Annotated in this window: 18 protein-coding genes; 9 read left to right on the top strand and 9 right to left on the bottom strand. The window is 63.7% G+C overall.

Going from position 1 to position 15,170, the window contains the following annotated elements:
* Nucleotides 1-63: 63 nt before the first annotated feature.
* Nucleotides 64-378, top strand: a complete 315-nt coding sequence (locus GDA49_04465) for a LysR family transcriptional regulator (protein MBC6439659.1) — start codon at nucleotides 64-66, stop codon at nucleotides 376-378.
* The gene (locus GDA49_04470) at nucleotides 378-947 is read left to right on the top strand and encodes a hypothetical protein (protein MBC6439660.1); all 570 of its coding nucleotides are present in this window, start codon (nucleotides 378-380) and stop codon (nucleotides 945-947) included. Before GDA49_04465 ends, GDA49_04470 begins: the two co-directional genes overlap by 1 nt.
* Nucleotides 948-1,016: 69 nt before the next feature.
* On the opposite strand, the gene GDA49_04475 is transcribed toward GDA49_04470, so the two are convergent.
* Entirely contained in the window at nucleotides 1,017-1,241 is a 225-nt protein-coding gene (locus tag GDA49_04475) for a 30S ribosomal protein S21 (protein ID MBC6439661.1), read from the bottom strand.
* A gap of 156 nt (nucleotides 1,242-1,397) precedes the next feature.
* On the opposite strand from GDA49_04475, the gene GDA49_04480 reads away from it, so the two are divergent.
* Genes GDA49_04480 through GDA49_04490 form a run of 3 tightly spaced genes read left to right on the top strand, consistent with a single transcriptional unit; the run spans nucleotide 1,398 to nucleotide 3,209 of the window.
* Entirely contained in the window at nucleotides 1,398-1,988 is a 591-nt protein-coding gene (locus GDA49_04480) for a hypothetical protein (GenBank protein ID MBC6439662.1), read from the top strand.
* 10 nt (nucleotides 1,989-1,998) lie between these two features.
* The gene (def, locus tag GDA49_04485; GenBank protein MBC6439663.1) at nucleotides 1,999-2,523 is read left to right on the top strand and encodes a peptide deformylase; all 525 of its coding nucleotides are present in this window, start codon (nucleotides 1,999-2,001) and stop codon (nucleotides 2,521-2,523) included.
* Complete coding sequence (locus tag GDA49_04490; GenBank protein ID MBC6439664.1) at nucleotides 2,520-3,209, top strand: COQ9 family protein; 690 nt, start codon at nucleotides 2,520-2,522, stop codon at nucleotides 3,207-3,209. The genes def and GDA49_04490 overlap by 4 nt, the downstream gene beginning before the upstream one ends.
* Here GDA49_04490 and GDA49_04495 read toward each other — a convergent pair.
* Nucleotides 3,178-4,269, bottom strand: coding sequence for a 5-(carboxyamino)imidazole ribonucleotide synthase (locus tag GDA49_04495; protein ID MBC6439665.1), 1,092 nt, complete (start codon nucleotides 4,267-4,269; stop codon nucleotides 3,178-3,180). The two genes, GDA49_04490 and GDA49_04495, sit on opposite strands and share 32 nt — an antisense overlap.
* A 4-nt stretch (nucleotides 4,270-4,273) precedes the next feature.
* Complete coding sequence (purE, locus tag GDA49_04500) at nucleotides 4,274-4,765, bottom strand: 5-(carboxyamino)imidazole ribonucleotide mutase (protein ID MBC6439666.1); 492 nt, start codon at nucleotides 4,763-4,765, stop codon at nucleotides 4,274-4,276.
* Nucleotides 4,766-4,958: 193 nt separating this feature from the next.
* Here purE and GDA49_04505 point away from each other — a divergent pair, with 193 nt between their 5' ends.
* Together GDA49_04505 and GDA49_04510 are read left to right on the top strand one after the other, a co-directional pair.
* On the top strand, nucleotides 4,959-5,675 hold the full coding sequence (locus tag GDA49_04505; GenBank protein ID MBC6439667.1) for a GGDEF domain-containing protein: 717 nt from the start codon (nucleotides 4,959-4,961) through the stop codon (nucleotides 5,673-5,675).
* A 120-nt stretch (nucleotides 5,676-5,795) separates the two neighbouring features.
* Nucleotides 5,796-6,338, top strand: coding sequence for a TIGR02444 family protein (locus GDA49_04510; protein MBC6439668.1), 543 nt, complete (start codon nucleotides 5,796-5,798; stop codon nucleotides 6,336-6,338).
* Here GDA49_04510 and GDA49_04515 read toward each other — a convergent pair.
* Nucleotides 6,328-6,936, bottom strand: coding sequence for a UbiX family flavin prenyltransferase (locus GDA49_04515; protein ID MBC6439669.1), 609 nt, complete (start codon nucleotides 6,934-6,936; stop codon nucleotides 6,328-6,330). The two genes, GDA49_04510 and GDA49_04515, sit on opposite strands and share 11 nt — an antisense overlap.
* 112 nt (nucleotides 6,937-7,048) lie before the next feature.
* On the opposite strand from GDA49_04515, the gene GDA49_04520 reads away from it, so the two are divergent.
* The gene (locus GDA49_04520) at nucleotides 7,049-7,225 is read left to right on the top strand and encodes a YdcH family protein (GenBank protein MBC6439670.1); all 177 of its coding nucleotides are present in this window, start codon (nucleotides 7,049-7,051) and stop codon (nucleotides 7,223-7,225) included.
* Nucleotides 7,226-7,270: 45 nt separating this feature from the next.
* On the opposite strand, the gene rfaE1 is transcribed toward GDA49_04520, so the two are convergent.
* Nucleotides 7,271-8,734, bottom strand: a complete 1,464-nt coding sequence (rfaE1, locus tag GDA49_04525) for a D-glycero-beta-D-manno-heptose-7-phosphate kinase (protein ID MBC6439671.1) — start codon at nucleotides 8,732-8,734, stop codon at nucleotides 7,271-7,273.
* Nucleotides 8,735-8,862: 128 nt separating this feature from the next.
* Here rfaE1 and GDA49_04530 point away from each other — a divergent pair, with 128 nt between their 5' ends.
* Entirely contained in the window at nucleotides 8,863-10,761 is a 1,899-nt protein-coding gene (locus GDA49_04530; GenBank protein ID MBC6439672.1) for a propionyl-CoA synthetase, read from the top strand.
* Between the two features lie 490 nt (nucleotides 10,762-11,251).
* On the opposite strand, the gene GDA49_04535 is transcribed toward GDA49_04530, so the two are convergent.
* The 4 genes from GDA49_04535 to GDA49_04550 form a co-directional block, all read right to left on the bottom strand.
* On the bottom strand, nucleotides 11,252-12,211 hold the full coding sequence (locus GDA49_04535) for a hypothetical protein (protein MBC6439673.1): 960 nt from the start codon (nucleotides 12,209-12,211) through the stop codon (nucleotides 11,252-11,254).
* A 92-nt stretch (nucleotides 12,212-12,303) separates the two neighbouring features.
* A complete protein-coding gene (locus tag GDA49_04540; protein MBC6439674.1) occupies nucleotides 12,304-13,065 on the bottom strand; it encodes an FAD-binding oxidoreductase in 762 nt (253 codons plus the stop codon).
* Nucleotides 12,965-13,534, bottom strand: a complete 570-nt coding sequence (locus GDA49_04545) for an FAD-binding oxidoreductase (protein MBC6439675.1) — start codon at nucleotides 13,532-13,534, stop codon at nucleotides 12,965-12,967. The genes GDA49_04540 and GDA49_04545 overlap by 101 nt, the downstream gene beginning before the upstream one ends.
* The gene (locus GDA49_04550; protein ID MBC6439676.1) at nucleotides 13,531-15,090 is read right to left on the bottom strand and encodes a trimethylamine methyltransferase family protein; all 1,560 of its coding nucleotides are present in this window, start codon (nucleotides 15,088-15,090) and stop codon (nucleotides 13,531-13,533) included. Before GDA49_04550 ends, GDA49_04545 begins: the two co-directional genes overlap by 4 nt.
* Nucleotides 15,091-15,170: the final 80 nt, after the last annotated feature.

Genomic DNA, 15,170 nt, shown 5'->3' on the forward strand with positions numbered 1-15,170 from the left:
AAGGTTGTATAACTCCTGAGAAACCGGGAATCAGAAGCGGATAACTTTCTCTAGAAGAATGATATGAGACTGCCCAACCTTGCCGCTCTTCGGACCTTCGAGGCCTCGGCCCGGCATCTGAGTTTCGTCAGGGCCGCAGGTGAGCTGAACGTGCAGCCGCCCGCCGTTAGCCGGAAGGCTGCCGAACTCGAACGTGAGCTCAATGTCTCCCTGTTCGTCCGCACGAAATCCAGGCTGACGCTGACGCCCGAAGGCGAACGTTTCTTTCAGGCTGTTTCCTCGGGGTTCGGCACGATCGCCCAGTCGGCCGAGGCAATGCGCAAAAGGCCGGGCTCCGAAACCATTGTCGTCGGTATCTCGATCGGTCTGGCCAGTTGATGGCGAGGCTCAGCGCATTCCGGAGCCGGTACGACGATGTCGACATCCGTCTCTTCACACGCGACGGCAATGCCCCGGCGATGGCCGACCGGGCTGACATCGTGATCCTTTTCGGCCGCGCCGGCCTGCCGTCAAGCCGGTCTGTCGAGGTGTTCCCGGAGGAACTAATCGCGGCCTGTGGTCCGTCCTACCGCGCGAAGGGGCCCATGATCGTGCCAGCCGACCTGCTCGATGAGAACCTGCTGCGTCTCCGAAACCAGAGCTATGCGCGCGACTGGGACGTCTGGTTTGACGATGTCGGTCTGGATGTACCGTCGATCGAGCGTGGCGACGAGTTCAACAGCTTCATCGTCTATCAGCAGGCGGCGATGGATGGCGCCGGGATTGCACTGACGTGGCGTTTCATGACCGAAGACTTGATCCGTGAGGGTCGCTTGCGTCAGGTCACCCCGCACGGCGTCCGGACCACCAGCAGGTGCCACGCCTGTCTGATGCCCAAGGCCTTCGACCATGAAGGCGCCAATGCGTCCCTTGCCTGGCTCGGCGCACAGGGATCACCAGAAGCTTAGTCACGACAAAAGCCACCGTTCGTCATGAACGACGGCTTTTTGCACGCCGAAGCGGAAACTGGGTAAGACTTAGTTGTTGCCTTCGCGCTGGGCGCGCTTACGGGCCAGCTTGCGGGCGCGGCGCACAGCTTCGGCACGCTCACGCTTCTTCTTCTCGGAAGGCTTCTCGAAATGGCGCCGAAGCTTCATTTCGCGGTACACGCCCTCGCGCTGCAGCTTCTTTTTCAGCGCGCGCAGGGCCTGATCGACATTGTTATCGCGTACGGTGACCTGAACGATGGTTCTTCTCCTCAGTCATGATGGCCCTGACTGGGCCGTGTCATCCCGATTCTGTCCCCTGTAAGGGGTGGCCCTCCTAACACAGCGCCGGAGGCTTGTGAAGTGCCCTGCTGGCCTGACAAACGGCTGCACTGTAGAATGCGCCGCGAGTTCGACAGGGGCATGACGGCCATGACATTAACCATCGGCGACATCCGGATTGAGGAGTCCTGCGATGTCGTCGGTGCACCCCATGAGGACTTCCCCGACGCCGCCCCGGAAGCCATAGAGCCCTACCTGGTAATGGCTGATGCCGGCAGCGATCGACCCCCGGCGACGGGCGGTTGCATCATGCCTGTGCGGAGTTCTCTCGTGAATAGGTGCTACCACACCCTACTCCTGAACATTTGGGTTGGCAACCACAAGAACCATCCCGGCATGCCGATATGGGGCCAGCGCACCGACTATCGTCAGCTGGACGACATGGCCGCCGTGGGCGTCGGGCCCGAGGACGTCGATTTCGTGCTCTGCAGCCACCTTTATCTCGACCACGCGGGCTGGAACACGAGGCAGGAGGATGGCCGTTGGGTCTTGACCTTCCCCAACGCGTGTTACCTCTTCAACAAGGATGACCTCGGCTTCCGCCGATTCCTCGAGTCGGTCGCTGACACGGACATCCTGATGATGATGATGCACTTCCCGGCTCCGTCGGTTGAGCATGTCTTCTCCAGGGGCAACGGCTTCGGCTTCCGCTACGACGGTTGCGACATGGTGCACGGTTAGGAGTTCCGGCATGACTATTCTAAAGATCGCCCGCATGGGGCATCCCGTGTTGCATCGGCGGGCCGATGAAGTGCCCGATCCGACCGCGCCGCCAATACGTAAGCTGGTCATGGACATGATCGAGACTATGCACGACGCCGAGGGCAGGGGTCTTGCTGCCCCGCAGGTCCACGTGCCGTTGCGCGGCGTTGTCTTCATCACACCGGAGGCTTCCGAACACGAAGGGGTGACAGTACTGGTCAACCCGACGCTGGAACTTCTCAGCGAGGAGCGTATCGAGGGATGGGAAGGCTGCCTGTCGGTGCCTGGCCTCCAGGGCGTCGTGCCGCGTTCGCCCAAGGTGCGTTACACCGGAACGACAACCGACGGCACGTTCATCGACCGCACGGTCGACGGTTTGCACGCTGTCGTCGTGCAGCACGAATTCGATCATCTCGACGGCATTCTCTATCCCCAGAGGATGACCGATATGAAAAAGCTGATTTTTGTGTCCGAGGCCCGGTGGTTCCGTTCGTCCGAAGAGGAGGGCGCATGAGCGCGACACCTCAACGCGGTACCGAACGGCGCGCCCTGCTGGCCGCCACCCTGCCGCACGTATCGTTCGACGGCTGGACCCTGACCGCGATGCGGGCCGGTGCCGAGGATTGCGACATGCCGCTTGCCGATGTCAGGCGGCTGTTTCCGGGCGGGCCCGACGAAGTTATCGCGTTTTTCGTCGCCGAAGCCGATCGGCTGATGGAAGACGAACTGACCAAGCGCGGTCTCGGGAACATGCGTATTCGCGACCGGATCGCGACGGCAGTTCGCGTCAGGCTTGAGCAGAACGCGGTTCACAAGGACGCGATCCGAAAGGCGCTCGCGATCCAGGCGCTACCGCACAACGGTCCTGGCGGCCTGCGGGCGCTCTACCGGACGGTCGACACGATGTGGCATGCCGCGGGCGACACCGCGACGGACTACAACTTCTACACCAAGCGCATGCTGCTTTCGGGCGTCTACATGTCGACGCTGATGTTTTGGCTTTCGGACACCAGCGAGGACGACGAGGCGACATGGGGCTTCCTCGATCGGCGCATCGACAACGTCATGCAAATCCAGAAGGCCAAGGGCCGCATGGAACGATGGCTGCCGAACCCGGACGACCTTGTCGGGCGGCTCGTGCGCTACCGCTCTCAGCCGTTCTCGGTCTTCAGCTGTCTGTCTTCGGATACAGCCGGGTGACGTGACCCATCTTGCGGCTGGGCCGTGCTTCAGCCTTGCCGTAGAGGTGGAGCTTGGCGTTGGGCGCGGCGATCATGGCCTGCCAGTCGTCGATGTCATTATGCAGAAGATTGATCATGATCGCATCTCTGTGGCGCGACGGATCGCCCAGCGGGAGGCCTGCAACGGCCCGGATGAACTGCTCGAACTGACTGCTGATGCAGGCATCGATGGTCCAATGCCCCGAATTATGGGGTCGCGCCGCGAGTTCATTGACCAGCAACGTGTCGTCGCGCGTCACGAACAGCTCGACGGCCAGAAGACCCGCCATGTCGAATGACTCCACGAGCCTGACGGCGATCGACCGCGCCTGATCCGCCAGCGCCCGGGAGATCGGAGCGGGCGCGTGGGTTTTGGCGAGGATGTGGTTGCGGTGAACGTTCTCGACCACGTCGAAACAGGCCGTCGCACCATCGGGGCCCCGCGCGACGATGGCCGAAACCTCTCGATCGAAATCAACGAAGCCCTCGAGGATGCCTTCGGCGTCGCCCATCGCCTGCCATGCCGTCTCGGCATCGTCATCGGCGCCGATCATGACCTGGCCTTTGCCGTCGTACCCCATGCGTGTGGTCTTCAGCACGGCCGGCCGGCCTAATGCTGCAAGCGCCGCCCCAAGCTCGTTCGCCGAGGTGACGCGCCTGTAGGGGGCCGTGCCGATTCCCAGTGCGTTGATGAAGTCCTTCTCGGTCACGCGGTGTTGTGTCGTCTCCAAGCAACGCCAGTGCGGTCGGACCGGCGTGATGGCCCCCATGCGCGCAAAGCTCTCGGTCGGCAGGTTCTCGAATTCGTAGGTGATAACGTCGACCGCGGCCGCGAAGCTGTCGAGCGCCGCGAGGTCGTCATAGGACGCAACGGTCGCGGCCGCACTCACCTGGGCCGCCGGACTGTCATCTTCCGGACAGAGGATATGGCATCGGTATCCCATCGCAGCGGCACTGAGCGCCGCCATGCGACCTAGCTGGCCACCACCGACGATTCCGATCGTTCCGCCCGGCGGGACGATTCTCAGATCATCCTGCATCACGTCAAGCTGTGTCGGTCGGAGCGTCGGCCACCGCCGCGGTCTGGCATGCGCGATAATCGTCGACCGCTTGCGCCACGTCGGCGTTGTCGTTTCCGACGATCGCCGCGGCCAGAAGTGCGGCGTTGACCGCGCCGGCACGGCCGATGGCAAGGGTGCCGACGGGAATGCCGGCCGGCATCTGAACGATGGAGAGCAGGCTGTCCATGCCGCTGAGCGCCTTGCTTTCGACGGGAACGCCCAAGACCGGCACCGGAGTCTTGGCTGCGGCCATGCCGGGCAGGTGGGCCGCGCCGCCGGCCCCGGCGATGATCGCCTTCAGGCCACGCCCGCGTGCCGTCTCGGCATACGCAAAAAGGCGATCAGGCGTACGATGGGCCGAGACGATCTTAACCTCGTGATCGACCCCCAAGGTTGCCAAGGTCTCGGCGGCGTGCTGCATGGTCTCCCAGTCTGACTGACTGCCCATGATGATGCCGACGACCGGTTCGGCCATGCTGATCTCCGTTCCGCGAAAAAGGGCTGTTATCCTGATTGTTGTGTCGTTCATGCACAAGCACCGAAGCGGTGTCTCATCATTATGTCACGCATGGCACACGACTTGCTTGCTAGTATGGCGTTCGCCGCCCGTGCACGGCAGGTGCCTCGCGCCTGGACGTTGATGTGTGGGCAAGCGGAGACAGAAGCGCGTGACCCAGGTGGATTACACAGGAAAGAACCCGGACGTCAGCGATCTGGCATCGATCGGTGACTTGGAACCCGGCGATGCGGTGTCGCGGGCGGTCGGCGTATCGCCGGACGATATGTCGCCCAAGGTTCGCTCAGCCATGATCAAACTCCTCGACGAACTCGAGCGTCTCCGCATGGAACTCGGCGAGACACGCTCGCGCATCAAGTATCTTGAGCGTCTTATCGATCAGGATTCTCTCGCTCCAGTTGTAAATCGCAGGGCTTTCATGTGTGAGCTTGGCCGGGCGATCGCATATTCCGCGCGACACGGCATTCCGAGTGCTGTGGTCTACTTCGACCTCAACAAGATGAAGCATATCAACGACCACTATGGTCACGCCCTAGGCGATGCGGCGCTGTTGCACGTGGCGAACACGCTGCTCAAGCGGGTCCGCAACTCGGATCTCGTCGGTCGCCTGGGTGGAGACGAATTCGGACTGATCATGCCGAACTCCGACGAGACCGGCGCGATGCGGAAGTCGCAGAAACTCGTCGATGAGATCAGCACCACGCCGATCTCGGCCGAAAGACACCCGCTCCTGATCGACGGTTCGCCGATCTTCGTCTCGGTTTCGTTTGGTGTGCACAGCTTTGTCGCCGGCGACGACGCCACCAGCGCACTGGCCAAGGCTGACAAGGCGATGTATGTGCAGAAGCTCAGGGGCGCGGCCGCTTAGGCCTTCCCTGCACCGGTTGCCATTTCCTTCGGCGCTGCTGATACTTCCTCCTTACTTAAAGACACGCTGCCGTCCGGTTCCGGGGGACCGCCGCTTACAGCGTGATCCGGAGTTTCCGAAATGAGTGCTTTCTGGACCTACACCATGGGCGTCTATGGCCGTGATGGCGTGCAGCCGTCGGTCATCCATCTGCAGGATGCGCGCGACGCCGACGTCAACCTTCTGCTCTATGCCATGTGGACCGCAAATCTTGGTCTACCCGCCTTCGACAGCACCCATGTCGCGTTCCTGGCATCCCGTGTCCGCGCCTGGCGCGAGGCTGCAATCGAGCCGTTGCGCGCGGTGCGAACCGGCATGCGGGACGGGGTCGTCCACGTGCCCGAAGACGAGGCGGAAGGTTTGCGCAAGCAGATCCTGAAGCTTGAAATCGAGGCTGAACGGATCGAACAGCTGATCATCGAGAGTGCGAACAGCGAGGCCAAGGGCAAGGAGTCGGGTGAGCCGGACCCGTCGGTGGTCGCCGAGAACCTGGCTGCCGTAATGGCTCTCTCCGATGGTGAGAACGACGAGGCCGATCTGGCCTCGATGCGCGCCTTGGTTGAAGCTGCCTGCCAGGAGGCCGGCAGTACCGCGGTCGATGCGGCGATGTCGCTTATATCGTAACGGTTCCTTTGCCGCCTTTCCGATTCTGACGCAGACTGTCCCATCTTCGGACAAGGGGGTTCTCTATCTGGAACAGGTCGAGCCAGCGGCCGACTGTTTGATTGACCAGATCATCCACAGAATCCGGCCTGGCATAGAAGGCCGGGACCGGCGGTGCCACGATGGCGCCCATCTCCGAGACTGCCACCATGCTCCTGAGGTGCCCGGTGTGAATCGGCGTCTCGCGCAGGCCCAGCACCAAGCGGCGCCGTTCCTTCAGGACCACATCAGCGGCGCGCGTCAGAAGGGTCGACGTCACGCCCGTCGCGATCTCCGACAACGACTTCACCGAGCACGGCGCGACGATCATGCCCACGGTGCGGAACGAGCCGCTCGAGATCGCAGCGCCCATGTCGCCCGCGGGATGCACCACGTCGGCGAGCTTGTGGACGGTGACGACCTTCATGTCGGTCTCGTAGGCCAGTGTGACCTCGGCGGTCTTGGTCATCACGAGGTGACTTTCGACCTCGGTGTTCGCGAGCGCCTCCAGCAGGCGTACGCCGAGGATCACGCCCGAGGCGCCACTGATCCCCACGATGATTCGATCGGGGCTCGCCATACCGACGTCACCTCCCTATAGTGAAGTTCCGAGCTGGGCATTCGCCGGCGTGAAGCTGACGGATCGCCATGAAGCGCCCGGTTCGCGGACGGACCTTAATCCGGAGGCGTTTATGAGCAAAACCGTTGATTTGCACGGCCTTGAGGCGCGTCACGCCGCTCTCGAGAGCGAAATCGAGACCGAGGCCAACCGGCCGCTGCCCGATCAGGCGCTCCTCACCGAACTCAAGCGCGAAAAGCTGAAGATCAAGGAAGAGATCGCGCGCGCGTCAGGCGAACTCGCCGCCTGACCCCTGGCCGCCTCAGCGGCCATAACATAAACGGGAACTGACCCGTCACGTCGCCATACGGGCGACCATGGTGGTTGTGCTGTGACCGTCGGCAAGATCGGCAAGCAGAATCTTGCCGCCATAAGCCTGTACTTCCTCAGCCCCGACGACTTGATCGATGGTGTAGTCGGCGCCCTTGACGAGTACATCCGGACGCAAGGCCTCAATCAGAGCCAGCGGCGTCTTCTCGTCGAACACCACCACCAGATCCACATCCGCCATTGAGGCCAGCACCTGGCCCCGTGACAGCTCATTCTGTACAGGCCGATCCGGGCCTTTCAGGCTGCGGACCGAACTGTCACTGTTGAGCCCGACCACCAGCCGGTCGCAGGTGTTGCGCGACTGGCGCAGCAGCGAGACATGGCCGGGGTGAAGAAGATCGAAGCAGCCGTTGGTGAAACCCACCGTCTTGCTCTGGTTCTGCCAGCGGCGGACCAGTTCCTCGGCACGGCCCGCCGAGACCAGCTTGTCCTCGTTGCTGGCAAAGGCGTGGCTGTGATTGGCACGATGGAGATCGTCGAGATCGACCACGGCCGTTCCGGTCTTGCCCACCACGACGCCGCCGGCGCGGTTGGCGAGCTGCGTCGCCGTCTCCGGCGACAGGCCTTGGCCCAAGGCCGCCGCAAAGACTGCCACCACGGTGTCGCCCGCGCCCGAAACGTCGAACACCTCGCGCGCCTCGGCCGCAAAGTGGCTGGCGCTGCCGTTGCGGTTGACCAGGGACATGCCGTCGGCGCTGCGTGTGACGAGCAGGAATTCGCAATCGGTGTCGGCGATCACCCGGCCGCCCGCGGCGATGACCTCGTCGTCGGTCTCGGCCATCATTCGGGCGGCCTGCGAGAGTTCGTTGCGGTTTGGCGTCAACACGGTCACGCCGCGATAGCGCGAGAAATCCTGACTCTTCGGATCAACCACCACCGGCACCTCGGCGTCGCGCGCCGCCCCTATGACCGCTTCGATCACATCGTCGGTCAGCACGCCCTTGGCGTAGTCCGACAGGACCAGGGCATTGATGCCGTCGAGCCCGTTGGCGACGATGTCGATGATGCGCCCACGGGTCGCGTCGTCGACGGGACGCTGGGTCTCGCGGTCGGCGCGCAGGAGCTGCTGGCTGCCGGCGACGTAGCGAACCTTCGTGGTCGATCGCCGGCCCCGTTCGACGAGCAGATAGGGTTCGACCGATTCTTCTTCGGCGACCATGGCGATCAGGTCGCGACCAACCTGGTCGTCACCCACCACGGCGATGAAGCAGACCTCGGCACCCAGCGCGATCAGGTTGCGTACGACATTGCCGGCCCCACCCAGCATGGATTCTTCGGCACCGACACGGATCACCGGCACCGGCGCCTCGGGCGAAATGCGCTCGACCTCCCCATAAACGAAGCGGTCGAGCATCAGGTCGCCAATCACCATCACATTGGCACCGGGCAGCGATTGGATCGCGGAGGAGAGGTCGGCGGCTTCGGTCATCGTCGTTTCATTGCGACACGGGCGCGCTGCATGCACCCCAAAACGGTGTTCGTCAACCGAACGGTTTGATTGTTCGCGAGCGACGGGGCATGGATGCACAATCGTCGTCCGAACGGGGGAGTACAGCGATGTCGCAGCGTTTCGAGGAGGTTTACAGGCAGTCGCTGGAGAATCCGGCGGGCTATTGGGGGGATCTGGCCGAGGCGATCGGCTGGACCAAGCGCTGGGACCGGGTGCTCGATGACGACAACCCGCCATTCTATCGCTGGTTTCCCGGCGCGGAGACAAACACCTGCTGGAACGCGGTCGACCGCCATGTCGACAACGGTCGCGGCGACCAGCGTGCGCTGATCTGGGATAGCCCGATCGCCGGCGACAAGCGCATTCTGACCTTCAGCGAGCTCAAGAACGAGGTCGCGACCTTCGCCGGCGTGCTGCGCGATCATGGTGTCGAGAAGGGCGATCGGGTTCTGATCTACATGCCCGCCGTGCCCGAGGCCGTGATCGGCATGCTGGCTTGCGCGCGCCTCGGTGCGATCCATTCGGTGGTATTCGGCGGTTTCGCGGCGGCCGAGGTCGCCAAGCGGCTCGACGACGCCGGCCCGAAGGTGCTGCTAACGTCAACCTGTGGCCTCGAGCCCGGCCGCGTCATCCCCTACCTGCCGATCCTTGAGGAGGCCTACGAGATCGCCGGCCACACGCCCGACGCGACAATCGTTCTGGCGCGCGAACAGCAGGATGGCGAGCTCAAGCCAGGCCGCGATTTCGACTGGTATGACGAGATCGCCAAGGCGAGCACCGTCGACTGGGTGCCGGTCGCCGCGACCGACCCGCTCTACATTCTCTACACCTCGGGCACGACCGGTAAGCCCAAGGGCGTGGTGCGCGACAACGGCGGTCACGCAGTTGCCATGCACTGGACGATGAAGGGGGTCTACGACCTCGATCCCGGTGATTGCTGGTGGGCAGCCTCCGACATCGGCTGGGTTGTCGGCCACAGCTACATCGTCTATGCCCCGCTGCTGCACGGCAACACGACGATCATGTTCGAGGGCAAACCTGTCGGCACACCCGATGCTGGTGTCTTCTGGCGCGTGATCGCCGAGCACGGCGTGAAGGCGCTGTTCACAGCGCCGACGGCCTTACGCGCGATCAAGAAGGAAGACCCCGAGGGCAAGTACATTGGCGAGTACGCCCTCTCGCGGTTCGTCACGCTGTTTCTCGCCGGCGAGCGCGCCGATCCCGACACCATCCAGTGGGCCGAGCGCATGCTCGACCGTCCGGTGATTGACCACTGGTGGCAGACCGAGACCGGCTGGGCCATGGCCGCGAACTGCCTGGGCCTCGGCCGTTTCCCCGTGAAGTACGGCTCGCCCACCAAACCGACGCCGGGCTACAAGATCGACATCCTGGGCGCCGACGGCCATCCGGTGCCCGACGGCGAGATTGGCGCAATCTGCGTGAAGCTTCCGCTGCCGCCGAGTGGCCTGCCGACACTTTGGAACAACCCGCATGGTTACGTCGACGGCTACATGGCCGATTTCCCCGGCTACTACAAAACCGGTGACGCCGGCATGTTCGACGAGGACGGCTACATCTACATCATGAGCCGCACCGACGACCTGATTAATGTCGCCGGCCATCGTCTCTCGACTGGTGGCATGGAGGAGGTGCTGTCGAAGCACCAGGATGTCGCCGAATGCGCCGTGATCGGAGTCGCCGACCAGCTCAAGGGTCAGGTGCCGGTCGGCCTCATGGTGTTGAAGGTCGGCGTGAACCGCGAGCATGACGAGATCGTCAAGGAGGTTGTTCAGATGGTGCGCGACGAGATCGGCGCTGTTGCTAGCTTCCGCAAGGCCGCCGTTGTCGATCGTCTGCCCAAGACCCGCTCGGGCAAGATCCTCAGGAAGACCATGCGCCAGATCGCCGACGGCGAGGATTTTCCCATACCCGCCACGATCGACGATCCCGCGATCCTCGACGAGATCGGCACGGCGCTGAAACCGTTGGGCTATCCGGGCAGCTAGCTTCCGATGTCATCACGGACAAGCTCCGGAAGAGTCGCCGATCCGGGATCCAGGTTCGCCACGCCTCTGCGCGAGGGGATCCCGACTCTCCTGCCGGTCAGCCGGGATGACACGTGGCTGGCAAACCGATGCTGATCTCCGGATTCGACCTCGAAACCTGCAGCAACGACGGTATCGTCTGCCTGCGTCGGGTCTTTATCGTTGCACTGTATCGACGTTCTGCGCGAGGCCGTCGAGATCGCGAGCCCTACTGGGCGGTGTCAGGACGGCAAGTCTGTTCGATCTGGCTGCCGCCCAGTGGTGCGATGGGGAAGTCTGTCATGGCTTTCCCAGTACCGCTTCGGGATGAGGCGGCAAAGTCAGACGCCGCACATCATGCCGATGCTGGTCACCGTAAACACGGCCGAGAGCGGCAGGGCGAGCAGCATGACCGCGAAGATGTCCTGCGGCACGACACGGTCGACATCGCGACAGGTCGTGTAAAGCGACGTCATCTCGCCCGTTCGTGCGGTTTGAACGTGCGGACGAACGGCGCGTTGCCGACGGCATCGAGCAACGCGGCGCACAAACAGGAAAAGAGCATCATGATGATTCCGACCAGGGGCCAGCCGGCGAGCGCGGTCATGGCAGAGGCGGCAAGTGCGGTGGCGATGTAGCCGAAGATCACGTGCTTGCCCGAAGGGTGCGCCGGGCCGGCCCCAGAACGACAAACATGGCACTCAACGAGACGATGAGGCCTGCGGTTTCGTCGGATTAGCTGTGGGCGACGCAGTAGATTGGAGCATAGACGAAGATCGTGTTTCACCACGACGACCGGATCAGCGCCAGCACATAGGCAAGCAGCACGCGGGGTTGGCGCACGAAGCACGGAATGAAGCGCAGTGGATTGCCCGTGCCCGCCCGGTGTCGACTTTCGATCGTTGATCAGGTTGCGCACGAAGCAGTAGCCGACGACGCCGATGGTCGTCATCGCGACGAACGGCCACCAGATACCGAAGTCACTGGTGATCCGGACACCCAGCCACGGGCCGATGGTGAAGGCGAGGCCCAGCATGCTCATGCGCATGGCCTCGAACCGGACGAAACGCTGGCGCAGGATGCTCTCCATGATGATGACGTTCATCACGATATTGACCGCGAAGAACCCGAAGGTGTACGGCACCGCGGCGACGAAAAGCGCGCCGGCGCTCTCCAGCGGGAAGAGGAGCGTCGACAGGACGATGCAGACCGTCCCCAGCAGGATCATGCGCATGCGCTTCAGACGTTCCAGCATCATCGGCAACGCCAGAGCACCGCTCAGGCTAAAGACCCCGATCGCTAGGTAGAATGTGCTGACGGCTTGGGCGGCGCCCAGCAACTCCAGTGCCAGGAGCGGAATCACCGTGAATGGGATCGCCAGCGCAAGGACGAGCAATCCTTGCAGCAATGTGAACGTGAAGGCGTAGGGCACACCTTCGAGGTTCAGAAGACAGACAAGGGTAGCGTGCACAAGGGTGCCCCGGGCGTGATCCGCAAGCAGGTCACGCCCGGGGCGTCAGCCTTTCAAGGATCGGTCCCCGGCATCACGTAGCCTGCGCGGTAGGTCGCAGCGATCTGCTGCAGGCAGGCGTCGCGCGTCATGTCGTTGGCAAAGCGCGACGGGCGGACAATTGGCAGCGGATAGGGCTCGACGCCGTCGACCATCCAGTCTGCGAGAAACCTGCCGGAGCCGCCACCGGTGCCGATCCCGATGGCGAAGCCGGCGGCAAGCCACAGGCCGGGGTGGCTCTCGACCGGCCCGAGCATGGGACAGCCGTCCGGCGCATAGCAGATCGGGCCGTTGTTGACTGTCTTGATGCCGGCACGTCCGAAGGCCGGCAGGCGCTCCATCACCCGCACAAGGTGCGGCTCGAGCCGCTCCGTGTCGGGCGACAGAAGCGCGTTGGTGAAGTCGGGCGGAATGCCGTCGATCGCCCAGAACTTCGGCTCGGACTCGTAGACCCCGCACAGAAAGCCCCCGCGCTCCTGCCGCGTGTTCGACGGCACCCAGGGATCGCGCACCGTCGGGACCTCGAAATCGAGCGCTTGCAGTTCCGGTACGGTGTCGGTGATGACCTCGTGATGCTCCAACGCATAGAGCGGAAGGTTGAGCCCGAGCGGTGCGACGAGCTCCCGGGTCCAGAAGCTCGCGGCCAGGACGACGTGTTCAGCGTGCACCATACCGTCATCGGTCTCGAGCTCCCAGCCGTCGCCGGCTTGCCGGATCGCGTGGACGTGGCAGTGACGTTTGACCCCGGGCGCCCCGCTTGCGTGCTGCCGCAGCAAGGGCGTGGGTTGCGCCCGAGGAGTCACAGTGTCCGTCGGTCGGCGTATGGGCGGCGCCGAACAGACATTCGACATTGAGCAGCGGATGAATCTCGGCGACTTCTGCCGGTCCGATCACGTGATAGGGAACGCCCATCTCCTCGTACATCGGCACGAGGCGCTGATAGGCCGCGAGTTCCGCCGCACTGGTCGCAAGCCGCAGGCTGCCCGCCGGGTGGAAGCCGACCGACGGGTCCGATTCCGTCTCAGTCTCAAGATAGGTTGCCACGGACTCGACGAACAGTCGGGTGATGCTGGTGTAGTGGCCGAAGAAGGTAGCGTTCCCGGCGGCGTGCCAGGTCGATCCCGATGTCAGCGCGTGTCGCTCGAGCAGCAGCGTGTCGGTCCAGCCGCGTTTGGCAAGGGCGAACAGCACACTGCCGCCGACGATGCCGCCACCGACGATGGCGACCCTGACGCGGTCGGTCATGCGGCTGTGTCCCTCAGCCAGACGGGATCGAGCATGATCGGGAATTGCTCACGGATGCGGGCGTCGGTCTTGGCGTCGATCTGGACCGGCATGTGGTTCGCAAGGACCGAGCGGGCATGCTCGGTGGCGCGATCCCACATGTCCTGCGAGCCCGCATCCATCCAGTCGTCGGGCGAGGACCGATCCGCGTAGCGCGGGTAGATGTATTCGGTCTCCATCAGCTCCATGGTTTGCTGCGCGCCGAGATAATGGCCGGGCCCATCGACGGTTTCGGCGACCACGTCGACCGACAAAGTCTCGTCGGTCACCTCAATGCCGCGCGCGATCCGGCGGATCACGCTCAGCATCTCGTCGTCGATGATCAGCGCCTCATGGGAGCAACCGAGCAGGCTCGCGAGCATACCCGCCGACTCCCAGACGAAGCCGCCGCCCGACATGGCCGCCGTGGCCATGGTGAGGCCCTTCTCGAAGCCTGCCTGGTTATCCGGCAGCTTTGAGTCGGTCATGCCGGAGCCGCAGCCTCCCGGGATGCCATAGAACGCCGCCATCTGCCCGGCGCCAGCGCAAAGCAGGGCCTGCTCGCCGCCGCCGCCGCTGAAGGCGCCGGTCCGGAGATCAGAGACAAAGAGCCAATTGCCCATGGCGACGGGATAGCCGGGGCTCAGCATGTTGACGATGCAGAGCGAGGCCAGCGATTCCGCACAACCCTGGGCCAGCGCACCCGCCAGCGCGGCAGGCGAGGTCGCACCGGCCTGCGGTCCCGTCAGGCAATGGAGCGGCATGCCGATGTCGATCGCCGCGCAGGCCGCATCCAAGCTGTCCTGAGAGAAGGTCATGGGCGAGACCACGGTGGTCGCGTGGATCGTGCAGAACGGTCGTTTGGCGAAGGCGCCGTCACCGCCTGCCAGAAGATCGAGCATCGGGAGCGAGGCAGTGACGTTTTCGCCGTTCGCATAGCTGGTGGCGATGTGTTTCTTCGTGCCCGCCGCGCAGGCGTAGATCGAGTTGATGTCGAAGGCGAAGACGTCCTCGACGTCCGTGATCACCACGGGGCGGGTGATCCACTGCAGGTTCTCTAGCGTGTTGCAGACCCGGGCGATATCGTAGAGGTCGCGCAGGGTGCTGGGCCGATACTGGCGGGTGTCGATGTCGAGTATCTTCACGGCCGCGCCGCCTGTGCAGAAGTTCACCGTGCCGTTGCGCGCTTCGAAGTCGTATGCGGGATCGCGTCCGTGCACCACGTAACTCTTTGCCGCGCCGGCGAGCAGGTCCTCGACCAAGGCACGCGGAAAGAGGAGGCGGCCCGACTCCGAGAGCGAGCAGCCTGCCGCGAGCGCGGTCTCCTGAACACGGTCCGTCGGGGTTGCCATCCCGACCGTTTCCAGCAGGGTCAGCGCGGCGTCATGAACACGCGCGACGTCGCCGTCGCTGAGAGGCCGGAAGACCTGGGCCAACGGACTTCCCGCGACCATGTCCGTCGACTGGCGCCGGGACTCGCGGTCCCGGCGACGCTTTTCGCGTCCTCGACGGGCAACGGAGGTGTTCGTATCGGTCATTGACAGCGGTCCTGTGGCGATCTCTCGGAGCGTGACGAATAGTCTGAATCGCGATCGAGGACCGCAGAAGGAGCCAGATG

The sequence above is a fragment of the Rhodospirillales bacterium genome, assembly GCA_014323865.1.
Classification (GTDB): Bacteria; Pseudomonadota; Alphaproteobacteria; order SP197; family SP197; genus SP197.